Raw genomic sequence first — 21,541 nt, forward strand, 5'->3', positions numbered from 1 at the left:
CCCGCCCGGTAGGACGAGCCCCGCCACCGCACGGTCACGCGGGGTCGTTCAGCTGGTCTGCACCTCGCGGCCGTCCTCGCCCCACATGGTGTGGAAGGAGCCCTCGCGGTCGGTCCGCCGGTAGGTGTGCGCGCCGAACAGGTCGCGCAGGCCCTGGATCAGCGCGGCCGGCAGGCGCTCGGCCCGCAGCCCGTCGTAGTAGGCCAGCGCACTGGCGAAGCCGGGCACCGGCACCCCGTGCCGGGCCGCGCCGGCCACGACCTGCCGCCAGCTCTCTTGGCCCTCGCTGACCGCGTTCCGGAAGTACTCGTTGGTCAGCAGGGTGGTGACGTCGGGCTCGTCGGTGAACACCTGGCTGATCCGGTCCAGGAAGCGCGCCCGGATGATGCAGCCGCCGCGCCAGATCTTGGCCAGCGCCGCCCGGTCGATGTCCCAGCCGTACTGGTCGGCGCCCTGGGTGATCTGGTCGAACCCCTGGGCGTAGGCGACCACCTTCGAGGCGTACAGCGCCTGGCGCACCGACTCGATGAAGGCCTCCTTGTCGGCCACCTGCTCGTCCCACTCCCGGTCGGGACCCGGCAGCACCCGCTGCGCCGCCTGCCGCTGCTCCCGGTGCCCGGACAGCGCCCGGGCGAAGACTGCCTCCGCGATGCCGCTGACCGGCACGCCCAGGTCGAGAGCGGACTGCACGGTCCAGCGGCCGGTGCCCTTCTGCTCGGCCTCGTCCAGCACGATGTCCACGAACGGCCCGCCGGTCTCGGCGTCGGTGTGCCGCAGCACCTGCGCGGTGATCTCGATCAGGTAGCTCTCGAGGTCGCCCTCGTTCCAGCCGGCGAAGACGTCGCCGATCTCGGCCGGCGTCAGCCCCAGCCCCTGGCGGAGCAGGTCGTAGGCCTCGGCGATCAGCTGCATGTCGGCGTACTCGATGCCGTTGTGCACCATCTTGACGAAGTGGCCGGCGCCGCTGGCCCCGATGTGGGTGCAGCACGGTTCGCCGTCGACGACGGCGGCGATCGACTCCAGCAGCGGGCCGACCAGCGCGTAGGCCTCCGTCGAGCCCCCGGGCATGATGCTCGGCCCGTTGAGCGCGCCCTCCTCGCCGCCGCTGATGCCGGTGCCCATGAAGTGCAGGCCGCGGGCGGTGAGCGCCTCGGTGCGCCGGATGGTGTCGGTGAACAGGGCGTTGCCGCCGTCCATCAGCACGTCGCCGGAGTCCAGCAGCGGGGCGATCTCCTCGATGACGCCGTCGGTGGCCGCGCCGGCCTGCACCATGACGATGATCTTGCGCGGGCGCTGCAGGGCGCCGACGAACTCCTCCATCGACCCGGTCGGCACGAAGTCGCCCTCGCTGCCGTGCTGCTCGACGAGGGTGTCGGTGCGCCCCCTGCTGCGGTTGTGCAGGACCACCTGGTGGCCGTGCCGGGCGAGGTTGCGGGCGAGGTTGGCGCCCATGACCGCGAGCCCGGTGACGCCGATCTGATCACTCATGCCACGACCCTGCCCGAGCCGGGCCCGGCTGACCAGCGCCGTCCCAGCCCCTGGACAGGAACCGCTGGGGGGGCGTCAGTCGATGCCGAGGTCGCGCATCAGCTTCGCCACGTGCCCGGTGGCCTTGACGTTGTAGGCGGCCTTCTCGATCTTGCCGTCGGCGCCGACCACGAAGGTCGACCGGATGACCCCGACGACCTCCTTGCCGTACAGCTTCTTCGGGCCGTAGGCGCCGTAGGCCGTCAGCACCTGCTTCTCCGGGTCGGAGACCAGGGTGATCGACAGCTCCTCCTGCTCCCGGAACCGGCTCAGCTTCTCGGGGACGTCGGGGGAGACGCCGATGATGTCGAGCCCGGCCTCGGCCAGGTCCCCGGCCGCGGCGGTGAAGTCGACGGCCTGGGTGGTGCAGCCCGGGGTGAGCGCGGCGGGGTAGCAGTACACGATGACCCGCCGACCCCGGTAGGACGACAGCGAGACGGGGGTGCCGTCGGCGTCCGGGAGGGTGAACTCCGGCGCCGGGTCACCGGGGGTGAGGCGGACGGGGGCCGTGTCGATGCCGGGGGCGGTCTCGGTCATGGATGGATGGTGCCGCACCCGGCCGACGCTTCCCAACCCGGTCGACGCTCAGCCGGTCAGGAAGCTGAACCGCACGTGCCGCGACGGGTTGTCGACGTTGGTGTCGACGAAGCAGATGCGCTGCCAGGTGCCCAGGGTCAGCCGCCCCTCGAGCACCGGCACCGTGGCGTGCGGCGGGACGAACGCCGGCAGCACGTGGTCGCGGCCGTGCCCGGGGGCACCGTGCCGGTGCCGCCAGCGGTCGTCGCGGGGGAGCAGCTCGTCGAGCTGGGCGAGCAGGTCGTCGTCGCTGCCGGCGCCGGTCTCGATGATCGCGATCCCGGCGGTGGCGTGCGGCACGAACACCTGGAGCAGGCCGTCGCCCTCGCCGCGGACGAACTCCGCGCACTCGTCGGTGAGGTCGACCACCGACGGGACACCTCCGGTGCGCACCGCGCGCAGCTCTGATCGCATGGCCCGAGCCTGGCACGGGCGGTGGCCCTCCCGCCCGGCGACGTCCGCTCGGCAGCCGGTCTCTCCGCATTGCACGCTCTTCCTCCGCAGTGCACGCGCTGCAGCATGAGCACTGCGGAGGAAGAGCGTGCAATGAGGTCGCGGGGAGGGGGGTCGCGGGCCGGGCCGGGCCGGGCGGGCGGTGGCGCGGGAGTGGGGCTGCCGCGGCACTACCCTCGGACCACGTGACCCGCCCCGACGGCCGCGCGGCCGACCAGCTCCGCCCGGTGACCATCACCCGCAACTGGCTCGACCACGCCGAGGGCTCGGTGCTCGTCGAGTTCGGCCGTACCCGCGTGCTCTGCGCCGCCAGCGTCACCGAGGGCGTGCCCCGCTGGCGCCGCGGCTCGGGCCTGGGCTGGGTGACCGCCGAGTACTCGATGCTCCCGCGGGCCACCCACACGCGCAGCGACCGCGAGTCGGTCAAGGGCAAGATCGGCGGCCGCACCCACGAGATCAGCCGGCTCATCGGCCGGTCCCTGCGGGCCAGCATCGACCTGGCCGCGCTGGGGGAGAACAGCATCGCCCTGGACTGCGACGTCCTGCAGGCCGACGGCGGCACCCGCACCGCCGCGATCACCGGCGCCTACGTGGCCCTCGCCGACGCGGTGAGCTGGCTCGGCGAGCGCGGCAAGCTGGCCAGCGCGACCCCGCTGCCGAACTCGGTCGCCGCGGTCAGCGTGGGCGTCATCGACGGCGAGCCGCGGCTGGACCTCGCCTACGAGGAGGACGTCACCGCCGGCACCGACATGAACGTCGTGTGCACCGGCACCGGCGGCTTCGTCGAGGTCCAGGGGACGGCGGAGGGCGCCGTCTTCGACCGGGCCACCCTCGACGAGCTGCTCGACCTGGCCGTCGCCGGCTGCGCGGAGCTGACCCTGGCCCAGCAGGTGGCGTTGTCGGCGTGAGCCAACTGCTGCTCGCCACCCGCAACGCCGGCAAGCTCGCCGAGCTGCAGCGGCTGCTGTCCACCGCCGTCCCCGGGGTCGAGGTGCTCGGCCTGCGCGACGTCCCGGAGTACCCCGAGGCGCCCGAGACCGGGGCGACGTTCGAGGAGAACGCGCTGCTCAAGGCGCGGGAGGCGGTCCGGTACACCGGCCTGCCGGCGGTCGCCGACGACTCCGGGATCACCGTCGACGCGCTGAACGGGATGCCGGGGATCCTGTCCGCCCGCTGGTCCGGGCGGCACGGGGACGACCCGGCCAACACCGCCCTGCTGCTCGGTCAGCTGGCCGACGTGCCCGAAGAACGGCGTGGCGCGGCGTTCGTCTGCGCGGCCGCCCTGGTCACGCCGGACGGTGGCGAGCACGTGCTCGAGCGGCGCTGGCCGGGCACGGTCGTCCGGGAGCCCCGGGGCAGCAACGGCTTCGGCTACGACCCGGTGTTCGTGCCGACCGGTCTGACCGTGACGTCGGCGGAACTCGACCCGGCGGAGAAGGACGCGATCAGCCACCGGGGGCGGGCGTTCGCCGCGCTGCTGCCGGTCATCGGCGAGGTGCTCGGCGGCCGCTAGCGTCGCTGCGTCCAGTCGATGAACCACAGTGAGCACGCCGCGAGCACCGGGTGGAACGCCAGCACGAGGAAGGCCGCGAACACCCGGTCGGACCGCCACCGGTCCCGCAGCTGCTGACCGCGGCTGCGGTCGGCGACCGGGACGACCGGGGCCTCCGCGTCCGCGCTGAGCGGGTGGGACTGTGCCGCCTGCCAGGCCTCGACCCGGGTCCAGCCGGGGGCGAGCCCGCACCCCAGGGCCAGCAGTGCGGCGCCGACGAGCAGCGGCAGCAGGGTGTCCGGCTGCAGCACGACCAGGCCGGCGGCGGCCGCGCCCGCGGCGAAGCCGGCCACGGTGACGGCGCCGAGGCAGAAGACCAGCCCGAGCGCGACGACCAGGGCGAGGTGGCCGGGCAGCAGCACGTCGCGCACCGGCCGGTCGGTGGTGAGCAGGACGACGCCCTGGACCCCGAGCGCGACGGCGCCGGCCAGCAGCGCCCAGCGGATCGGCACCCGGGGAGGGCCGGCCACGGTGGCCGACCGCACCGGGGACACGGCGGTCATGCCCGGTCCTCCGCCGTGCGCGCCGGGCCGGGCGCCGGGGCGGGCCCGGCGTCCATGTCCGGCGTGTCCTCGGCCTGGACGTGGCTGGACAGCCCGTGGTTCGTCTTCTCCCAGTAGAACGGCTTGACCAGCAGCTGCCACAGCGCCTTGTACGAGGCGATCGAGTGCAGCAGCCAGTAGAGCGGGGAGAGCAGCGCGAACGGCACCAGGCCGTAGGTCCGTCGTTTGAAGCCCGCCAGCAGCGACAGGTAGATGATCACGCCGTTGCCCAGCAGCAGGTTGGCCAGGCTGACCTGCACCAGCCAGCCGGGCAGCGCCGGGGTCAGGGCGCCGGGCGCCAGGAGCTCGACCGCGAGCATCGCGTAGAGCCACGGGGCGGCCAGGAACATCAGCGGGGTGCCGCCGATGAGGAGCGCGAAGCCGGCCGCCTGCCGGGGGCCGACGCTGCGCAGCAGCCGCCAGGGGTGCCGGGTGTGCACCAGGACCGTCTGCATGTAGCCCTTGATCCAGCGGCTGCGCTGCCGGATCCAGTTGCCGACGGCCATGTTGGCCTCTTCGTACGTCGTGGAGTTGACGACGGCGACGCGGTGGCCGCGGGCGGAGGCGCGGATGCCGAGGTCGGCGTCCTCGGTGACGTTGTAGGGGTCCCAGCCACCGAGGTCGCGCAGCATGTGGGTGCGGAAGTGGTTGCTCGTGCCGCCCAGCGGGATGGGCAGCCGCAGCTTGTCCAGGCCGGCCAGCGTGTAGTCGAACCAGGAGGAGTACTCCAGGGTGAACATGCGGGTGAGCAGGTTCTCCCGGGCGTTGAAGTAGTTCAGCGCCGCCTGCACGCAGACCAGGTCGTCCCCGCCCTTGCGGAAGGCGATCAGCGACTTCTTCAGCTGGTCGGCGTCGGGGCGGTCCTCGGCGTCGTAGATGACCACGTACTCGCCGCGGGCGAAGGCGAGCCCGACGTTGCAGGCGCGCGGCTTGGTCTTGGGCAGGGAGTGCGGGACGACGACGATGCGGACGATGTCCGGCGGTGCGGCGGCCAGCGCGGCGGCCAGCGTCTCCGGGTCGTCCTCCTCCAGCAGGAGCAGGATCTCCAGCTTCTCCCGCGGCCAGTCCAGGTCGGCCAGGTTGCGCATCAGCAGCCCGACGATGCCGGCTTCCTTGTAGACGGGGACGAGGATCGTGTAGACGGGCAGCTCGGCGTCGTCCAGTGCGTCGACCTCCGCCGCGGTGACCTGCTCGACGGTCTCCCAGGCGGTGCCGACGGTGCTGATCACCGCCTTGGCGCCGACGGCGAGGGCGACGGCGACGTTCACCGTCGCGACCAGGACCAGCATGGTCAGCGAGGGGTCGAGCACCAACCCGGTCACGGTGGCGACGAGGAGGGCGATCAGGGCGGCGATCTGCGGCCGGACGAACACCGTGGACGCCGACTCGTCCGGCCTGCGCTCGGCCAGCGCGCTGACCGCGTCGTGGACCAGCTCGTCCCGCCACACGGTGCGCAGCGCCCGCTGCACGTCCCAGTCGGTGGTGACCACCTGGCGCACCCGCGGGATGCCGGTGCGCTGCACGACGACCTCGGCGATGTGCGCCGACGGGCGGCCGGCGGTGGCGACGACGACCTGGCGATGGCCGTCGCCGTCCTCCTCGACGCGCAGCGGCACCCAGGTCTCCCGGGCGAGCATCGCGGCGGGGAAGCGCCGGGCCAGTCCCTCGTCGACGTCCACCGGGTCGACGAACGCCAGGTCGGCGCCCCACACCGCGGCCAGGCCGACGTAGAGCTCCCGCCGGGTCACCCAGCCCTTGGCCAGGACGACGGAGCCCAGCGGTGCGCCCACCCGTTCCTGCTGGTCCAGGGCCTCGGCCAGCTGTTGCTCGGTGAGCACGCCCTGCTCGACCAGGACGGCGCCGAGCCGCTGGGGCGCGGCGTGCTTCCCGTGGTCAGGGCGCAGTGCCGGGCCGGGGAGGGCGCCGCGGGGCGCGAAGACCGTCACCCCGTGGTGGTCGGCACCTGCGTCGTCCGGCTGTGCTCGGACGGCGGGTGGGCCACTCGGGCGGGTGAGCCGGTGCCCTCTGGGCGGCGTCGCTACCGTCGGGCTCCAGCGGCCGCAGCGGGCGACCGGGGACGGGGGAGTGGTCGATGGCGAGCTTGGAGCAGCTGCGCCGGTTCGGGCTGGTGCTGGAGATGGCCGAGGCGGCCGGGGACGGCGACTGGCGGGCCTGGACGGCGGTGCTGGGCGGCCTGGACGAGGACACCCGCGCGGACGTCGTGCGGCAGTCGTCGCTGGTGATCGCCATGCTCTGCGAGCGGGAGGCCGAGCGGCGGGGCATCACCCGCGACCAGTTCCTGGCCCAGTTCCGGGCCGAGGCGATGGACTCTCTCGGCTGATCGCAGGCGTGCCTGCCGTCCCGGCGGGCACGATGGCCGGATGCGGATCACGGTGGAGGGCGTCCGGACGCTGACCTTCGACGACGGGACGCCGGTGACGGCCGCGTCCGCGATCGCGCCGCTGGGCGACGGCTGGCTGGTGGCCCCGGACGACGCGACGATCGCGGCCTGGGTGCGCCCGGGAGGGGTCACGCCGGTGCGCGTGCTGCCACCGGTCGAGGGGCTGGACCGGTTCAGCGAGCCGGCCGGGACCAAGCACCTCAAGCCGGACCTGGAGGTGGCCTGCCCGGCGGAGGTGGACGGCGAGCCGGCCGTCCTGCTGCTGGGGTCGGGGTCGACGCCGCGGCGGATGCGCGGGGTGCTCGTCCGGCTGGAGGGCGGCGAGCCGGTCGCGCAGGCCGGCGAGCTGGGCCCGCTCTACGCCCGGGTGGCGCAGCTGCTGGAGGTCCCGGCCGACCAGCTGAACCTGGAAGGGGGCAGCCGGCACGGGGACACCGTCCGCTGGTTCCACCGGGGGAACCTCGCCGCCGGGGCAGGGCCGGCCAGCGTCGACCTCCCGCTGGCCGACCTGGTCGCCGCCGTGCTGGGCCGGGCCGGCGTCGACGCGGTGCCGATCTCCTCGCCCCGGTCCTACGACCTCGGCCGGGTGGCCGGGGTGGGGCTGGCCGTCACCGACGCGGTCGCGCTGCCGGACGGGCGGGTGCTGCTCTCCGCGGCCGCCGAGGACACCCCGAACGCGGTCGACGACGGGCCGGTGGTCGCCGCCGCCCTCGCGCTGGTCGACGGCGGGATCGTGCTCGACATCGCCGCGGTGCCCGAGGTCGACGGCCGCGTGCACAAGGTGGAGGGGCTGGCATTGCGCGGGGTCGAGGACGCCCGGGTGTGCCTGCTGGGCGTCGTGGACGACGACGACCCGGCGGCGCCGTCGGTGCAGCTGGAGCTGCTGGTCGAGTTCACCTGATCCCCCTGGGCTGCGGCACGGCCTCGTCGGCTCCCGCCTCGCGGCGTCCTTCGAGGAAGTAGGCACCCAGCGCGCCGGCCAGTGTGGCGAACACCGCGACCGAGTAGACGGCCAGGGCCACCTCGAGGAAACGGGCGAGACCGTGGTCGGTGTCGAGCACCTGCCCGGTGATCGTCGCCAGCGCGGCGTCGTGCAGGGCCGGGCCGTAGGTGTCGTAGGCGCCCACCACGTAGAGCAGCTGGCTGCTGGCGAGGACGACGACGCCGGTCACCGCGGTGAGCCAGCCGATCCGGTTCGTGAGCAGCCGGCCGGCCGACCGGGAGCCGCGGACGGCGGCAGAGAGCACGCCGCCGATGCGGGCGGTCCGCAGCAGGGTGAGGGCGCGGGCGAAGCGGAGGAACGGCAGGACCAGGAAGATCAGCTGCCACCAGTTGCGCAGCCAGAAGCGCCGCTGGCTGGGTGCCCGGACCGCGCGGAAGACGAACTCGGCCACGAAGACCGCCCAGCAGATCCAGCCCAGGACGGTCAGCGTCGTGACCAGCCAGGGCTCCCGGGCCAGGGCCTGGCCCAGGACGATCAGCACGAACACCAGGCCGAGCGCGCCCATCGGCCGGTCGAGCCGGGTGGCCAGGCCCTCGGTCTCGACCGTCGGGTCGGGGGTGGGCCGGTGGGTCGTGCCCTCGTCGCGCATGGGACGTGCCTACCCGGCGGATCCCGGCGGCCGCACGTCGGTGTCCGGCACCCCCACCGCATCCGGGGAACGGGGCCGCTTGACCCCCTCGACGAGGAGCACCCGCTCACGTGGCAGCACGTAGCCGTCGCGGTCGGACTCCTGGACGAACAACCAGCCGGGGGTGAAGACGACGGCGGCGTCCTGCACGGTGTCCGGGTCGCCGTCCCGGTTCAGCACGTGCAGCCGGCTCACCAGGTAGGTCTTGCCCTCGTCGAACTTCGCAGTCGCCATGACGCCTCAACGCAGCGCCAGCACGTGGTGTCCCCACCCGGCTGGTGCGGGAGGCGGGATTCGAACCCGCACGCCCGAAGGCACCAGATCCTAAGTCTGGCGTGGCTGCCGTTACACCACTCCCGCGTCGGAGGGAGTGTAGGAGCCTCCGTTCGGCCGGGACGGATGCCATCTGGCAGGCTGTCGCCCGTGCCGAGGACCCCTGAGCAGATCCAGCAGGAGATCGACGCCGCCCGCGAGTCGCTGGGGGCCACCCTGGACGAACTGGCGTTCCGCACGAACCCGCAGCGTCTGGCCGACCAGGGCAAGGCGAAGGTGCAGGAGTTCCTGCAGAGCCCGCCCGGGATCGCGCTCGTCAGCGTGGTCGGCCTGACCGTCACCTTCGTCGTGACCCGGAAGGTGGTCCGCCGCGTCCGGGGCACCGACCGCCGCCGGGTCGAGCCGGTGGTCACCTACCGCCGCGAGCCCGTGGTCACCTACCGCAAGGTGCGCTGACCCGGGGAGCGCCACCCGGCCTCGGCCGGTGAGGCGCACACTCGACGGCGTGTACCCACCGCCGCGTGACCCCGTCGGACCCGGCCAGGAGTCGGTCTGGAGCTACCCGCGCCCGCCCTCGGCCGAGGTGACCGGACGCCGCCTCGAGCTGACCCTCGGCGGGCGGGTCATCGCCCGCACCGGCCGCGCCGTGCGGGTCTGCGAGACCAGCCACCCGCCGGTCTTCTACGTGCCGCGCGACGACGTCGAGGCCGGCGTCCTGGAACGGGGCGCCGGTCAGTCGTGGTGCGAGTTCAAGGGCATGGCCACCTACTGGGACGCCGTCGTCGACGGGGTGCGGCACGCCTCCATCGCCTGGTCCTACGAGCAGCCCACCGCCGGCTACGAGCAGCTGCGCGGCGCGCTCGCCTTCTACCCGAGCCGGCTGGACGGCGCGACGGTCGACGGTGAGCCGGTGCGCGCCCAGGCCGGCGACTTCTACGGCGGCTGGATCACCGACGAGGTGGTCGGCCCGTTCAAGGGCGAGCCCGGCACGCGCGGCTGGTGAACCCCTACCCCCCAGGGGTATAGTGGTGGGCATGACGGGCTACGACGGCAACAAGGAGCAGGTGCTCGCGCGCCTCAAGCGCGTCGAGGGCCAGGTCCGCGGCATCGCGCGGATGGTCGAGGACGACACGTACTGCATCGACGTCCTCACCCAGGTCTCCGCCGCGACCAAGGCGCTGCAGGCGGTCGCCATCGGCCTGCTCGACGACCACCTGGCGCACTGCGTGCGGGAGGCCGTCGCCAGCAGCGCCGAGGACGACGGCGCCGCCGCCGACGCCAAGATCGCCGAGGCCTCCGCGGCCATCGCCCGGCTCGTCCGTTCCTGACCCGACCTCCCGAGGAGAGAACCACCGTGCAGACCCTGGACTTCACCGTCACCGGCATGACCTGCCAGCACTGCGTCGCCTCCGTCACCGAGGAGGTCACCGAGCTCTCCGGCGTGCAGGAGGTCGACGTCGACCTGGCCACCGGCCGGCTGCACGTCGTCGGCGACGTGACCGCCGACCAGGTGCAGGCCGCCGTGGCCGAAGCGGGCGACTACACCGCCCAGCCGGCATGAGCGCCGGGCCCCAGGCGGAGCCGTCGGCAGCCGGGGCCCCGGCCGCGGAGGACGAGGTCCGCCTCGACATCACCGGGATGACCTGCGCGAGCTGCGCGAACCGGATCGAGCGCAAGCTCAACAAGCTCGACGGCGTGCAGGCCAGCGTCAACTACGCCACCGAGGCCGCGACCGTCTGGTTCGACCCGACGCGGGTCGACCCCGACCAGCTGGTGGCCACCGTGGCGGCCGCCGGCTACTCCGCCGCGCTGCCGGCTCCGCCGGTCACCGAGGACGACGACGCCGAGGTCGAGGCGGCCCGGTCGCCGGAGTCCGTGCTGCGGCAGCGGCTGCTGGTCAGCGCCGCACTCACCCTGCCGGTCCTGGTGCTGTCCATGGTGCCTCCGCTGCAGTTCGACAACTGGCAGTGGCTGGCGCTCACCCTGGCCAGTCCGGTCGCAGTCTGGGGAGCCTGGCCGTTCCACCGCGCCGCGGTGGTCAACGCCCGGCACGGCGCCAGCACCATGGACACCCTGGTCTCGATCGGCATCTCCGCCGCCTACCTGTGGTCGCTGTGGGCGTTGTTCTTCGGCGACGCCGGGATGCCCGGCATGCGGATGGAGTTCACGCTCCTCCCCGAGCGCGGCGCCGGCGCGCACGAGATCTACCTCGAGGTCGCCGCGGCGGTCACCGTCTTCCTGCTGGCCGGCCGCTGGGCCGAGGCCCGCGCCAAGCGCCGGTCCGGCGCCGCGCTCACCGCGCTGCTCGAGCTGGGGGCCAAGGACGCCGCCGTGCTGGAGGACGGGCGCGAGGTGCGGGTGCCGATCGACCAGCTCGCCGTGGGGATGCGGTTCGTCGTCCGGCCGGGGGAGAAGGTCGCCACCGACGGCGTCGTCGTCAGCGGCAGCTCCGCGGTCGACCTGTCCATGCTGACCGGGGAGAGCGTGCCGGTCGAGGTCTCCGCCGGGGACCGGGTCACCGGGGCGACGGTCAACGTCGGCGGCCGGCTGGTCGTCGAGGCGACCCGGGTGGGCACCGACACGACGCTGGCCCAGCTCGGCCGGCTGGTCACCCAGGCGCAGAGCGGCAAGGCGCCGGTGCAGCGGCTGGCCGACCGGGTCTCGGCGGTCTTCGTGCCCGTCGTCCTGCTCATCGCGGTGGCCACCCTGGTCACCTGGCTGGTCGTGACCGGCGACGTGACGGCGGCCTTCACCGCCGCGGTCGCCGTGCTCGTCATCGCCTGCCCCTGCGCCCTGGGCCTGGCCACGCCCACCGCGCTGCTGGTCGGCACCGGTCGCGGTGCCCAGCTCGGCGTGCTGATCAAGGGCCCGGAGGTGCTGGAGAGCACCCGCCGGGTCGACACCGTGCTGCTGGACAAGACCGGGACCGTCACCACCGGGCAGATGAGCCTGGTGGAGGTGGCCGGGCCCCCGGAGACGCTGCGGCTGGCGGCTGCGGTGGAGGCCGGGTCGGAGCACCCGATCGCCCGGGCGATCGTCGCTGCCGCCGGTGAGCTCCCCGAGGTCGAGGGCTTCGCCAGCGAGCAGGGGATCGGCGTGCAGGGCCGGGTCGAGGGCCGGGACGTCGTCGTCGGGCGGACCTCGGCGATGCCGGGCCCGGTGCCGGCCGAGCTGGCCCGGGTCGTCGAGCGCGCCGAGCAGGCCGGGCAGACCGCCGTCCTGGTCGCCGTGGACGGCGCGGTGACCGGGGTCTGCGTCGTCGCGGACACCGTCAAGCCCACCAGCGCGGCGGCGATCGTGCGGCTGCGGGAACTGGGGCTGGCGCCGGTGCTGCTGACCGGTGACAACGCCGGTGCCGCCGCGGCGGTGGCCCGCTCGGTCGGGCTGGACCCCGACCGCGGTGAGGTGGTCGCCGGGGTGCTGCCCGCGGGCAAGGTCGACGTCGTCCGGGAACTGCAGGCCCAGGGCCGGGTGGTGGCGATGGTCGGGGACGGCGTGAACGACGCCCCCGCGCTGGCCCAGGCCGACCTCGGGCTGGCGATGGGCTCGGGCACCGACGTCGCGATCGAGGCCAGCGACCTGACGCTGGTGCGCGCCGACCTGGACGCCGCGGTCGACGCCGTCCGGCTCTCCCGGCGGACCCTCGCGGTGATCAAGGGCAACCTGTTCTGGGCGTTCGCCTACAACGTCGCGCTGGTGCCGCTGGCCGCTCTGGGGTTCCTCAACCCGCTGCTGGCCGGGCTGGCGATGGCGGCGTCCTCGGTGCTGGTGGTCACCAACAGCCTGCGGCTGCGGGCCTTCCGGTCCAGCGCGCCGGCGGCCTGAGGCCGCCGGCGGCCTGGACCGGGTGCCGGTTCAGGCCGCGCGGCGGGCCTGGACCAGCGGCAGGACGACGTCGGTGAGCACCTCGTCGGCGAACTCGGCCGGCACCGGCCCCCCGCCGAACAGCCAGCGCTGCAGGATCGGCGAGCTCGCCGTCGAGGCCACCGCGCTGCCCAGCACCGTCGGCTGGACCTCGCCGCGGGCCTCGGCCCGCTCCCACACTGCCCGGAACGTCGAGCTCCAGACCTCCATCGGGCCCTGGTGGAAGGCCTCGCGGAGCTCCGGCTCGTGCGGCAGGGCCGACAGCAGCGACAGGGTGGCCGCACCGAGCGGACCGTTGACCGCATCGACCAGCCAGCGCAGCAGCAGCCGGAGGTCGCCCTCCAGCGACCCGGTGTCGGGCGGCTCGATCGACTTCTGGCTCAGCTCGGCCACCGCATCGGCGACCAGGTCGGACTTGGTCCGCCACCGCCGGTAGATCGTGGCCTTGCCGACACCGGCGGCCGAGGCGACCGCGTCCATGGTCAGGGCCCCGTAGCCGGACTCGGCCAGCACCTGGAGGATCGCCGCCCGGATGGCCCCGTCGCGGGAGGGGTCTCGGGGCCGGCCGCCGCGACCGGAGGGTGCACCATCGGCGGGAGTAAGGGGAGGCACACCTGGGACACTAGCCGAGTTGATCTTCGGCGGCCTGTGACGTCGGGCAACCCGGACGCGCCGCCACCTGGTCCGCGCGCCTGCGTGTTCGCAGGGTCACCGTCGGTCATCCTACAGCGGTGAACGGGCCTGCGGACGTCGTCCGTCCCTCCTGGGAGACCCCCCAGCGCGCTCGCCGGCTGTTGCTGGCCAGCACGCTCAGCCACGTGCTGCCCAGCATCTCCCGGATCGCCGGGGCGATGGGGCTGCGGATCGGCACTGCTCCCGGTCTCCTGGACATCGTCGACGACGAGGGCGGCCGACGGGTCGACCGGCTGCTCCAGCGGCTGGCCCGGGAGCTCACCGCCGCGGAGACCGAGGCCGTCCGGGTGACCACCGACCCGCCCAGCGACGGCGTCGCCCTGGCGACCCGGCTGCTCACCGCGCCCACGCTCGCCGTCGAGCTGGCCCGCCGCGGGGTGACCGTGGAGATGGCGCTGCTCACCGACGCCGAGCTGTGGCCGGTCTACCAGCCGATCATGTCCCTCACCACCGGCGGCATGGTCGGCCACGAGGCGCTGCTGCGCGGCCGGGTCGACGGACGCGAGGTCGGCGGCGGCGACCTGTTCTTCCTCGCCGAACGAGCTGGCTGGCTGCGCCGGCTGGACCGGGTGGCCCGCGAGGCCGCCATCCGCGGCGCGGCCGGGTGGCTGGGCAGCGCCGACCTCTACGTGAACTCCGACCCGGCGGCCGTCCACCGGCCCTCGGTCTGCCTGGCCAGCACCGAGCGGGCGGTGCACGACAGCGGCATCGACCCACGGCAGCTGGTCTTCGAGGTGGTCGCCTCGCACGCGGTGATCGACCACGAGCACCTGCTCTCGGTGCTGGAGCACCACCGGTCGCTGGGCTGGCGGGTCGCGCTGGACGACGTCGGCGTCGGCTGGTCGAGCCTGGCGCTGGTGAGCGTGGTCCGCCCCGACGTCGTCAAGCTCAGCAAGACCCTGGTGTCCCGGTTGCACGAACCCGGTGCCAACGCCATCGCCCGGGCCCTCACCGAGCTGACCCACCTGCAGGGCGGGGTGGTGGTCGCCGAGGGGATCGAGTCCGAGCGGATCGCCGACCAGGCGCGCGCGGTGGGGGCCGACCTCGGGCAGGGCTGGCTGTTCGGCCGGCCCGTGCGCCCGGAGCCCGAGGCCGAGCCGGAGCTCGCCTTCGCCTGATCGGCCCCCTCGTCGTCCGCCCATGACCAGGTGACCTGGTCGTATGGGGACCTACCTGACGGCCGGCCGTCAGGTAGGTCCCCCCGGGACCAGGTCACCTGATCCCGGGGGGCGTGCGGGCGCGGGCGGCGGATCAGGGGCAGCCGGCGTTCCAGCTGGTCAGTGCGGGCCACTCGTGCTCGAACCCGAGCGTGCCGTACCGGCCGGTGGCGAGCGGGAACAGCGCGCCCTGCTCCGGGCCGAACCCGATCCAGCGGGCAGCGAGGACCCGGAGCACGTGGCCGTGCGCCACCAGAGCGACATCGCCGTCGGCCAGCAGCGGGCGGGCCTTCTCCAGCACCCGGTCGACCCGCTCGGCCACCTGCGCCAGCGTCTCGCCCGGGGAGTCGCCGGGCACCGTGCCGTCGTGCCACAGCGACCAGGACCGGCCGACCCGCTCGCTGATCTCCGGCGTCGTCAGCCCCTCCCAGCCGCCGTAGTCCACCTCGACGAGGTCGGGCTCCAGCCGGGCGTCGATGCCGCCCTCGAACAGCCCGGCGAGCTCGGCGGTGTGCCGGGCCCGGACCAGCGGGCTGACGAAGGCGTGCGTGATCTCCCGCTGCTCGAGCACCGAGTGCAGCCGCCGACCGTCGTCCTCGCCGTTCGGCAACAGCGGCAGGTCGGTCAGGCCGGTGTGCTGCCCGCTCGCGCTCCACTCGGTCTGTCCGTGCCGGACGACCACCAGCTCACCCACGGTGTTCCTTCCCCGCGGGGACCGGTGCCGGCCCCGCCTCGGTTGCTCTCTCGGTCCGGCCACCGGCGGATGCCGTGCCGGCCACTGCCCTGACGATGACGGAGCCCAGGATGGCCAGCAGCGGCGCGCGCCAGCCACCGCTGCGTTCGTGCACCGTGCTCAGCACCAGGGGCCCCGTCGCCGCGGCGACGTGGCCACCACCTTGCACCATCGCCGAGAGCCGGCGGTTCTCGGTCGGTCCCGGGACGGCGCACGATCGCGAGGGAACAGTGCGGAGCTGGCCCCGGCGGCCGCGCAGGACATGCCGTGCACGCGGGGCGGGCCGGGCGACCTGCTGGCGCAGCGCGGCGGTCCAAACGCGGCCAGCAGGAGGAGCGGCAGCCTCGTCGTCCGGGCTGGCCGTCGCTGCACCAGCCCACCTCGTTGCGCCGGGCCACCGTCCTCCAGTCGCGGGTGCCGGTCGTCGCCGGGGGACGGCGGGTGGGGCCGGTCACAGTCGGCGGAGTCGGGAAGGGTCGACGAACGGGACACCTTGTGCACAACACGACCCGCTGGCACGGCCGCGGGCACCGGACACCCGATGCGCAGGAGGACCCATGACCACCGCCACCACCCCGCAGACCTTCGACCTCGGTGGGGACCTGACCGTCCACCGCCTCGGCTACGGCGCCATGCAGCTCACCGGCCCCGGTGTCTGGGACGAGCCGGCCGACCGGCCCGGCGCGATCAAGGTCGTGCAGGCCGCGATCGAGGCGGGGGTCGACTTCATCGACACCGCCGACTCCTACGGCCCGCAGGTCAGCGAGCAGATCATCGCCGAGGCGGCGTTCCCCTACCCCGACGGCCTGGTCATCGGCACGAAGGCCGGCCTGACCCGGACCGGGCCCGGCGTGTGGCCGATCTGCGGGCGCCCCGAGTACCTCACCCAGCAGGTCGAGCTCTCGCTGCGCAACCTGAAGGTCGACCGGATCGACCTGATCCAGCTGCACCGCATCGACCCGCAGGTGCCGCTCGCCGACCAGCTCGGCGCCTTCGCCGACCTCAAGGAGCAGGGCAAGGTGCGCCACATCGGCGTCTCCGAGGTCTCCGTCGAGGAGCTGGAGGCCGCCCGCGCGATCACCGAGATCGTCAGCGTGCAGAACCTCTACAACCTGACCAACCGGCAGTCCCAGGACGTGCTGGACTACGCGGAGGCCGAGGGCATCGCCTTCATCCCGTGGTTCCCCATCGCCACCGGCGACCTGGCCAAGCCGGACAGCCCGGTCGCGGCCGTGGCCAAGGAGCTCGACGCCACCCCGTCGCAGGTCGCGCTGGCCTGGCTGCTGCAGAAGTCCCCGGTGATCCTGCCGATCCCGGGCACCAAGTCGATCGACCACCTGACCGAGAACCTCGGCGCCGCGCAGCTCACGCTCTCCGCCGACGAGATGGCCCGGCTCGACGCCCTCGCGTAGTGCTCGCCGAGGACGACGGTGTGCTGGACCCCCGGTCGCGTTCCTGGCGGCCGGGGGTCCAGCATGTCGGCATGGACAACGATGTCTTCCGCCAGGTCAAGGACGCCGTCCGGCAGTTGGTCCGGGAGGTGGTCGTCCCTCGCGAGGAGGAGATCGACCTCGATGACCGGATCCCCGACGAGCTGCGCAGCGCCGCCGCCGAGATGGGGCTCTTCGGCTACGCGCTGCCCGAGGAGCACGGCGGCCTCGGCGTCACCATGAGCGAGGACGTCCAGCTGGCCTTCGAGTTCGGCTACACGACGCCGGCGTTCCGGTCGCTGTTCGGCACCAACAACGGCATCGCCGGGCAGGTGATCGCCAAGTTCGGCAGCGAGGAGCAGCAGAAGACGTACCTGCCGCGGCTGGCGGCGGGTGAGCTGATCGGCTCCTTCGCGCTCACCGAGGCCGAGGCCGGCTCCGATCCGGCCGGCCTGCGCACCACCGCCCGCCGGGACGGCGACGGGTGGGTGATCAGCGGCGGGAAGCGCTACATCACCAACGCGCCGATCGCCGACCTCTTCGTCGTCTTCGCCCGCACCGACCCGGCGGAGCGCGGTGGCCGGGGCATCTCCACCTTCGTCGTGGACGCCACCGCCCCCGGGGTCACGGTCGGGCCGAAGGACAAGAAGATGGGGCAGTCCGGCGCCTGGACCGCCGAGGTCTTCTTCGACGACGCCCGGGTCGACGCCGGGGCGCTGATCGGTGAGGAGGGCCGCGGCTACGCCAAGGCGCTGACCGTGCTGTCCCGCGGGCGGCTGCACATCGCCGCGCTGTGCGTGGGGATGGCGCAGCGGGTGCTCGACGAGTCCGTCGCCTACGCCGCCACCGCGAAGCAGGGTGGGGCGCCGATCGGCCGGTTCCAGCTGGTGCAGGCGATGCTCGCGGACATGCACACCGAGCTGCTGGCCGCCCGCAGCATGGTGGTCGACGTGGCCGCCCGGTACGACTCGGGCGAGGACACCTCGGTCGGCCCCTCCGCCGCGAAGCTGTTCTGCAGCGAGATGGTCGGCCGGGCCACCGACCGTGCGGTGCAGGTGCACGGCGGGCTGGGCTACCTGCGCAGCACCCCGGTCGAGCGCTTCTACCGCGACGCCCGGCTCTACCGGCTGTACGAGGGCACCAGCGAGGTCCAGAAGGTGATCATCGGGAACGCGCTGCTCCGCGCCGCCGGCATGCCCCGGAGCTGAGCGCCCCCGCTCACCAGGCATAGGAGGCTTTTCACCCGGTTTGCACGCGCAGACTGGGTGAAAAGCCTCCTATGCCCATGACGGGGGGCGGCGGCTACGCGGGGGTGTGCTCGGGGCCGGTGCCGGCGTGCAGCAGCGGGCCGGTGTGGCCCTGGCCCTTGCTGAGTGCGGCCACGAACTCGCGCAGCAGGTCGCCGCCGCGGTGCCGGGCGACCCACTCCAGCTCGGTACGGGCGCGCGTGGTGTCCAGCGGCGGCACGCCCAGCCCCAGGTCCAGCCAGCCGGGCTCGATCTGCAGCAGACGGGCGAGGAACGCCGCCTGCATGCCGGTGCGCAGCACCGGGGCGGGCACCGGCACCCGCCGCACGCCCAGGGCGCCGGCCAGCCCGTCGGCGTCGAAGTTGGGCGGGGCGGAGAGGTTGAACGCCCCGGGCGCCCGGCGGTCGAGGATCCGGGCGATCGCGTCGGCGACGTCGTCGGCGTGCACGAAGCCGAGGTGCAGGGAGCTCGGCAACGGCAGGGGGAGCAGCTTGGCCACCGCCCCGGGCAGGGCTCGCGCGGCCGGGAAGAAGACGGGGCCGAGGAAGTACCGGCCGATCTCACTGGCCGCATCGGGCTGCAGCACCAGTGTCGGGCGGGTCACCGACACGGTCGTGTCGGGGTGCGCGGCGTCGAAGTCCTGCACGAACTGCTCGCACTGCACCTTCTGCCGGCTGTACTGGGAGCTGGGGACGCCGGTGGCGGGCCAGTCCTCGCGCACCGGGTGCGTCTGCGGGCCCGCGGCGTAGGTGCCGATCGAGGACATGTGCACCACGTGCCGGACGCCGGCGGCACCGGCGGCGGAGAGCACCCGGCGGGTGCCCTCGACGTTCACCGCGTGCAGCACGTCGGGCTCCCGGTCCGGGATCAGCGCCCAGGCCAGGTGGACGACGGCGTCGACGCCGTCCAGGAACTCGGCCAGCACCGCCTCGCTGTCCGCGGAGCCCAGGTCGGCGCGGAACCACCGCACCCCGGCGTAGGGCTCCTCCTCCGGTGGACGGCGGCGGGCCAGCCCCCGCACCTCGGCCACCCCACTGTCGGCGAGGGCGCGCAGCACCGCCGTCCCCACGTTGCCGCTCGCGCCGGTGATCGCCACGGTCATGCCCGGGAGGAGTCCGCTGTTCAGCTCAGCCATGCTCTCGGCGCTACCCTTACCACCCCGCCGTCACCCGTCACCTGCCCGGACGATCAGTGCTGCGCGACCTCGGCTGCCCGATCGTCCAGCGCCATCCCGCGCAGCTCCGGCAGTCCCCAGGTCGCGACCGCGGCCATCAGGAAGAACGCGGCGAACGTGCCGAACACCAGACCGGTCCCGCCGGCGGCGAGCAGCGGCGGGACGCTCAGCGGCGCGGCGATCGAGGCGATCCGGCCGAACCCGGCCGCAGCTCCGGCGCCGGTGGCCCGCAGGGCGGTCGGGTAGACCTCCGGGGTGATTGCGTACAGGGCTCCCCAGGCACCCAGGTTGAAGAAGGACAGCACCATCCCGGTGACCAGCACGGCGGTCTCCCCGGCCGCTCCGGCGAACAGCCCCGCGCCGACCGCGGACCCGACCAGGAAGGCGGCCAGCGTGGGCCGGCGTCCCCACCGTTCGATGAGGAACGCGGCGACGGCATAGCCGGGGAGTTGCGCCAGCGTGATCAGCAGGGTGAACCCGAAGGACCGGACCAGCGAGAACCCGGACTCGACCAGCAGGGTGGGCAGCCAGATGAAGGCGCCGTAGTAGGCGAAGTTGATCCCGAACCAGACCGTCCACAGCGCGGCGGTGCGCCGCCGGGTGCCGGCAGCCCACAGCGCCCGGGGCCCGGGCGGGGTGCTCGGTGCGGGCACCGGCGAGGGCACCGCCGCGACGCCGGCCGACCGCTCGAAGCGACGCACGGCCGCCTCGGCCTCCGCTTCCCGGCCACGCAGCTCCAGGAACCGGACCGACTCCGGCAGCCCCCGCCGGACGACGATGGCGTACAGGGCGGGGGCCGCCCCGAGCGCGAACGCCCAGCGCCAGCCGGCGTCGCTGCGCGGCACCACGAAGTAGCCGATCAGGGCGGCGAGCAGCCAGCCGACCGCCCAGAACGCCTCCAGGGCCACGACCACCCGGCCGCGCACCCGCGTCGGCGCGAACTCGCTGACCAGGGTGGACGCCACCGGCAGCTCGGCACCCAGCCCGAGGCCGATGAGGAAGCGGAACACCAGCAGCGCACCGACCGACCAGGCCAGCGCGGCCGCTCCGGTCGCCAGACCGAAGACCAGCAGGGTCAGCGCGAACACCTGGCGCCGTCCGATCCGGTCGGCGAGCAGTCCGCCCAGCGTGGCGCCCAGCGCCATCCCGACGAAGCCGATCGAGCCGATCCAGGACAGCTCGGTCGGAGTGAGGGACCACTGCACGGCCAGCGCTGCCATCACGAAGGAGATGAGGCCGACGTCCATCGCGTCCAGGGCCCAGCCGATGCCGGACCCGACGACGAGCTTGCGGTGCTCCCGGGTGACGGGGAGCCGGTCCAGCCGCTCGGCCCGGGTGAGGGAGGACGCGGTCGACGTGTGCTCGGTCCGGTGATCGGCACTCATCCCCGACGCCTACCCCCGGGGTGCAGCGGTCTAGTCACGGCTCCCGGCAGGTGTCAGCCGGCCGTGCGCACGTGCGCGGTGATCAGCTCCGCCGTCCGTTCGGCGGCCAGCTCGGGGATCCAGTGGTCGACGTCCTCGAGCACCTCCAGGGCGTACGCGGCGGTGACGAACGCAGCGGTCGCCTCGGTCGCGGCGCGGCCCAGGTAGGGGTCCTGGGCGCCCCAGACGTGCAGCGTGGGCACGCTCACCGGGCCCACCGGTGCACCGCCGGCGAGGGGCAGCGCGCGGTACCAGTTCAGCGCCGCGGTGAGCGCGCCCGGCTGGCGCATCCGGGCCACGTAGCGGTCGACCAGGTCGGCCGGCAGTCCGCCCTGGCCGAGCGTCCGGCGCAGCAGCGCACCCCGGCCGGCCAGCAGGGTGGCCTCCGGGACGGCGGGCAGCTGGAAGAACCCGACGTAGGCGGACCGCACCGCCTGGTCGCTGTGCCCCAGGGCCTGCGTCATCGCCGCCGGGTGCGGCACCGACAGGGCGGTCAGCGTGCGCACCCGCCAGGGGTGCCAGGCCGCCAGCGCCCACGCCGCGATCCCGCCCCAGTCGTGGCCGACGACGTGCACGCTGGGGAGGCCGGCGGCGTCCAGCAGCGCCAGCACGTCGTCGACGACCGCCCGCAGCCGGTAGGCCGCGCGCCCCGTGGGCCGGGCGCCGGGGGAGTACCCGCGCTGGTCGGGGGCGAGCGTGCGCAGCCCGGCCTGGTGCAGCGCCGGGCTCAGCCGGTCGAAGGCGCCGGCGTCCTGCGGGAAGCCGTGCAGCAGGACGACGGGCTCGCCGTCGGCCGGCCCGGAGTCGCGGACGTCGAAGACCAGGTCGCCGTGCCGGAAGGTGTCCATGACCGGCTCACTGCCC

Annotated in this window: 24 protein-coding genes and 1 tRNA gene; 12 read left to right on the plus strand and 13 right to left on the minus strand. The window is 74.2% G+C overall.

Annotation, left to right across the window (positions count from 1 at the left end):
• Window positions 1–48 precede the first annotated feature (48 nt).
• The 3 genes from gndA to O2V61_RS05370 form a co-directional block, all read right to left on the minus strand.
• The gene (gndA, locus tag O2V61_RS05360; RefSeq protein ID WP_269182284.1) at window positions 49–1,488 is read right to left on the minus strand and encodes an NADP-dependent phosphogluconate dehydrogenase; all 1,440 of its coding nucleotides are present in this window, start codon (window positions 1,486–1,488) and stop codon (window positions 49–51) included.
• A 75-nt stretch (window positions 1,489–1,563) separates the two neighbouring features.
• Complete coding sequence (gene bcp, locus O2V61_RS05365) at window positions 1,564–2,064, minus strand: thioredoxin-dependent thiol peroxidase (protein ID WP_269182285.1); 501 nt, start codon at window positions 2,062–2,064, stop codon at window positions 1,564–1,566.
• Window positions 2,065–2,112: 48 nt separating this feature from the next.
• On the minus strand, window positions 2,113–2,517 hold the full coding sequence (locus tag O2V61_RS05370; protein ID WP_269182286.1) for a YjbQ family protein: 405 nt from the start codon (window positions 2,515–2,517) through the stop codon (window positions 2,113–2,115).
• 224 nt (window positions 2,518–2,741) lie between these two features.
• On the opposite strand from O2V61_RS05370, the gene rph reads away from it, so the two are divergent.
• Window positions 2,742–3,464 carry a ribonuclease PH gene (gene rph / locus O2V61_RS05375; RefSeq protein WP_269182287.1) on the plus strand — a complete coding sequence of 241 codons (723 nt, stop codon included), beginning with the start codon at window positions 2,742–2,744 and terminating at the stop codon, window positions 3,462–3,464.
• The gene (gene rdgB, locus O2V61_RS05380) at window positions 3,461–4,069 is read left to right on the plus strand and encodes an RdgB/HAM1 family non-canonical purine NTP pyrophosphatase (RefSeq protein ID WP_269182288.1); all 609 of its coding nucleotides are present in this window, start codon (window positions 3,461–3,463) and stop codon (window positions 4,067–4,069) included. Before rph ends, rdgB begins: the two co-directional genes overlap by 4 nt.
• On the opposite strand, the gene O2V61_RS05385 is transcribed toward rdgB, so the two are convergent.
• Together O2V61_RS05385 and O2V61_RS05390 are read right to left on the minus strand one after the other, a co-directional pair.
• Complete coding sequence (locus tag O2V61_RS05385; protein ID WP_269182289.1) at window positions 4,066–4,611, minus strand: hypothetical protein; 546 nt, start codon at window positions 4,609–4,611, stop codon at window positions 4,066–4,068. The genes rdgB and O2V61_RS05385 overlap by 4 nt on opposite strands.
• Window positions 4,608–6,596, minus strand: a complete 1,989-nt coding sequence (locus O2V61_RS05390; RefSeq protein ID WP_269182290.1) for a glycosyltransferase — start codon at window positions 6,594–6,596, stop codon at window positions 4,608–4,610. The genes O2V61_RS05385 and O2V61_RS05390 overlap by 4 nt, the downstream gene beginning before the upstream one ends.
• Before the next feature lie 146 nt (window positions 6,597–6,742).
• Between O2V61_RS05390 and O2V61_RS05395 the strand changes: the two genes are divergently transcribed.
• Together O2V61_RS05395 and O2V61_RS05400 are read left to right on the plus strand one after the other, a co-directional pair.
• Entirely contained in the window at window positions 6,743–6,991 is a 249-nt protein-coding gene (locus tag O2V61_RS05395) for a hypothetical protein (RefSeq protein WP_269182291.1), read from the plus strand.
• A 40-nt stretch (window positions 6,992–7,031) separates the two neighbouring features.
• Complete coding sequence (locus O2V61_RS05400) at window positions 7,032–7,952, plus strand: DUF6910 family protein (protein ID WP_269182292.1); 921 nt, start codon at window positions 7,032–7,034, stop codon at window positions 7,950–7,952.
• On the opposite strand, the gene O2V61_RS05405 is transcribed toward O2V61_RS05400, so the two are convergent.
• The 3 genes from O2V61_RS05405 to O2V61_RS05415 all read right to left on the minus strand — a co-directional run bounded on the left by O2V61_RS05405 (window position 7,945) and on the right by O2V61_RS05415 (window position 9,042).
• Window positions 7,945–8,643 (minus strand): hypothetical protein, encoded by a 699-nt coding sequence (locus O2V61_RS05405; RefSeq protein ID WP_269182293.1) that lies wholly within the window; start codon window positions 8,641–8,643, stop codon window positions 7,945–7,947. The genes O2V61_RS05400 and O2V61_RS05405 overlap by 8 nt on opposite strands.
• 9 nt (window positions 8,644–8,652) lie before the next feature.
• Window positions 8,653–8,916 carry a hypothetical protein gene (locus O2V61_RS05410; protein WP_269182294.1) on the minus strand — a complete coding sequence of 88 codons (264 nt, stop codon included), beginning with the start codon at window positions 8,914–8,916 and terminating at the stop codon, window positions 8,653–8,655.
• 42 nt (window positions 8,917–8,958) lie between these two features.
• Window positions 8,959–9,042 (minus strand) — tRNA-Leu (locus O2V61_RS05415).
• A gap of 63 nt (window positions 9,043–9,105) precedes the next feature.
• Here O2V61_RS05415 and O2V61_RS05420 point away from each other — a divergent pair.
• Genes O2V61_RS05420 through O2V61_RS05440 form a run of 5 tightly spaced genes read left to right on the plus strand, consistent with a single transcriptional unit; the run spans window position 9,106 to window position 12,780 of the window.
• Complete coding sequence (locus O2V61_RS05420; protein WP_269182295.1) at window positions 9,106–9,411, plus strand: DUF3618 domain-containing protein; 306 nt, start codon at window positions 9,106–9,108, stop codon at window positions 9,409–9,411.
• Between the two features lie 49 nt (window positions 9,412–9,460).
• Window positions 9,461–9,958 (plus strand): DUF427 domain-containing protein, encoded by a 498-nt coding sequence (locus tag O2V61_RS05425; RefSeq protein ID WP_269182296.1) that lies wholly within the window; start codon window positions 9,461–9,463, stop codon window positions 9,956–9,958.
• 31 nt (window positions 9,959–9,989) lie between these two features.
• The gene (locus tag O2V61_RS05430) at window positions 9,990–10,283 is read left to right on the plus strand and encodes a metal-sensitive transcriptional regulator (RefSeq protein WP_269182297.1); all 294 of its coding nucleotides are present in this window, start codon (window positions 9,990–9,992) and stop codon (window positions 10,281–10,283) included.
• 26 nt (window positions 10,284–10,309) lie between these two features.
• Complete coding sequence (locus O2V61_RS05435; RefSeq protein WP_269157379.1) at window positions 10,310–10,516, plus strand: heavy-metal-associated domain-containing protein; 207 nt, start codon at window positions 10,310–10,312, stop codon at window positions 10,514–10,516.
• Window positions 10,513–12,780: a heavy metal translocating P-type ATPase gene (locus O2V61_RS05440; protein WP_269182298.1), complete on the plus strand. Its 2,268-nt coding sequence runs from the start codon at window positions 10,513–10,515 to the stop codon at window positions 12,778–12,780. Before O2V61_RS05435 ends, O2V61_RS05440 begins: the two co-directional genes overlap by 4 nt.
• 30 nt (window positions 12,781–12,810) lie before the next feature.
• On the opposite strand, the gene O2V61_RS05445 is transcribed toward O2V61_RS05440, so the two are convergent.
• Window positions 12,811–13,431, minus strand: coding sequence for a TetR/AcrR family transcriptional regulator (locus tag O2V61_RS05445; protein ID WP_269182299.1), 621 nt, complete (start codon window positions 13,429–13,431; stop codon window positions 12,811–12,813).
• Window positions 13,432–13,550: 119 nt separating this feature from the next.
• Here O2V61_RS05445 and O2V61_RS05450 point away from each other — a divergent pair, with 119 nt between their 5' ends.
• Entirely contained in the window at window positions 13,551–14,630 is a 1,080-nt protein-coding gene (locus O2V61_RS05450; RefSeq protein ID WP_269182300.1) for an EAL domain-containing protein, read from the plus strand.
• A 133-nt stretch (window positions 14,631–14,763) separates the two neighbouring features.
• Here the strand turns inward: O2V61_RS05450 and O2V61_RS05455 are convergent, their stop codons facing one another.
• Window positions 14,764–15,363, minus strand: a complete 600-nt coding sequence (locus O2V61_RS05455; protein ID WP_269182301.1) for a histidine phosphatase family protein — start codon at window positions 15,361–15,363, stop codon at window positions 14,764–14,766.
• A 596-nt stretch (window positions 15,364–15,959) separates the two neighbouring features.
• Between O2V61_RS05455 and O2V61_RS05460 the strand changes: the two genes are divergently transcribed.
• Together O2V61_RS05460 and O2V61_RS05465 are read left to right on the plus strand one after the other, a co-directional pair.
• Complete coding sequence (locus O2V61_RS05460; RefSeq protein WP_269182302.1) at window positions 15,960–16,814, plus strand: aldo/keto reductase; 855 nt, start codon at window positions 15,960–15,962, stop codon at window positions 16,812–16,814.
• 71 nt (window positions 16,815–16,885) lie between these two features.
• Window positions 16,886–18,040 carry an acyl-CoA dehydrogenase family protein gene (locus O2V61_RS05465; RefSeq protein WP_269182303.1) on the plus strand — a complete coding sequence of 385 codons (1,155 nt, stop codon included), beginning with the start codon at window positions 16,886–16,888 and terminating at the stop codon, window positions 18,038–18,040.
• A gap of 94 nt (window positions 18,041–18,134) precedes the next feature.
• Here the strand turns inward: O2V61_RS05465 and O2V61_RS05470 are convergent, their stop codons facing one another.
• Genes O2V61_RS05470 through O2V61_RS05480 form a run of 3 tightly spaced genes read right to left on the minus strand, consistent with a single transcriptional unit; the run spans window position 18,135 to window position 21,525 of the window.
• Window positions 18,135–19,214 (minus strand): NAD-dependent epimerase/dehydratase family protein, encoded by a 1,080-nt coding sequence (locus O2V61_RS05470; RefSeq protein WP_269182304.1) that lies wholly within the window; start codon window positions 19,212–19,214, stop codon window positions 18,135–18,137.
• A 53-nt stretch (window positions 19,215–19,267) separates the two neighbouring features.
• Complete coding sequence (locus O2V61_RS05475; protein WP_269182305.1) at window positions 19,268–20,638, minus strand: MFS transporter; 1,371 nt, start codon at window positions 20,636–20,638, stop codon at window positions 19,268–19,270.
• A 53-nt stretch (window positions 20,639–20,691) separates the two neighbouring features.
• Window positions 20,692–21,525 carry an alpha/beta fold hydrolase gene (locus O2V61_RS05480; protein WP_269182306.1) on the minus strand — a complete coding sequence of 278 codons (834 nt, stop codon included), beginning with the start codon at window positions 21,523–21,525 and terminating at the stop codon, window positions 20,692–20,694.
• Window positions 21,526–21,541: the final 16 nt, after the last annotated feature.

The sequence above is a fragment of the Modestobacter sp. VKM Ac-2985 genome, assembly GCF_026967925.1.
Taxonomy (GTDB): Bacteria; Actinomycetota; Actinomycetes; order Mycobacteriales; family Geodermatophilaceae; genus Modestobacter.

What these genes read in the sequence shown, in the direction of transcription:
- gndA (WP_269182284.1), bottom strand. Translation starts at nt 1,488, where the DNA reads ATGAGTGATCAGATCGGCGTCACCGGGCTCGCGGTCATGGGCGCCAAC.
- bcp (WP_269182285.1), bottom strand. Translation starts at nt 2,064, where the DNA reads ATGACCGAGACCGCCCCCGGCATCGACACGGCCCCCGTCCGCCTCACC.
- O2V61_RS05370 (WP_269182286.1), bottom strand. Translation starts at nt 2,517, where the DNA reads ATGCGATCAGAGCTGCGCGCGGTGCGCACCGGAGGTGTCCCGTCGGTG.
- O2V61_RS05385 (WP_269182289.1), bottom strand. Translation starts at nt 4,611, where the DNA reads ATGACCGCCGTGTCCCCGGTGCGGTCGGCCACCGTGGCCGGCCCTCCC.
- O2V61_RS05395 (WP_269182291.1), top strand. Translation starts at nt 6,743, where the DNA reads ATGGCGAGCTTGGAGCAGCTGCGCCGGTTCGGGCTGGTGCTGGAGATG.
- O2V61_RS05400 (WP_269182292.1), top strand. Translation starts at nt 7,032, where the DNA reads ATGCGGATCACGGTGGAGGGCGTCCGGACGCTGACCTTCGACGACGGG.
- O2V61_RS05405 (WP_269182293.1), bottom strand. Translation starts at nt 8,643, where the DNA reads ATGCGCGACGAGGGCACGACCCACCGGCCCACCCCCGACCCGACGGTC.
- O2V61_RS05410 (WP_269182294.1), bottom strand. Translation starts at nt 8,916, where the DNA reads ATGGCGACTGCGAAGTTCGACGAGGGCAAGACCTACCTGGTGAGCCGG.
- O2V61_RS05430 (WP_269182297.1), top strand. Translation starts at nt 9,990, where the DNA reads ATGACGGGCTACGACGGCAACAAGGAGCAGGTGCTCGCGCGCCTCAAG.
- O2V61_RS05440 (WP_269182298.1), top strand. Translation starts at nt 10,513, where the DNA reads ATGAGCGCCGGGCCCCAGGCGGAGCCGTCGGCAGCCGGGGCCCCGGCC.
- O2V61_RS05460 (WP_269182302.1), top strand. Translation starts at nt 15,960, where the DNA reads ATGACCACCGCCACCACCCCGCAGACCTTCGACCTCGGTGGGGACCTG.
- O2V61_RS05465 (WP_269182303.1), top strand. Translation starts at nt 16,886, where the DNA reads ATGGACAACGATGTCTTCCGCCAGGTCAAGGACGCCGTCCGGCAGTTG.
- O2V61_RS05470 (WP_269182304.1), bottom strand. Translation starts at nt 19,214, where the DNA reads ATGGCTGAGCTGAACAGCGGACTCCTCCCGGGCATGACCGTGGCGATC.
- O2V61_RS05475 (WP_269182305.1), bottom strand. Translation starts at nt 20,638, where the DNA reads ATGAGTGCCGATCACCGGACCGAGCACACGTCGACCGCGTCCTCCCTC.
- O2V61_RS05480 (WP_269182306.1), bottom strand. Translation starts at nt 21,525, where the DNA reads ATGGACACCTTCCGGCACGGCGACCTGGTCTTCGACGTCCGCGACTCC.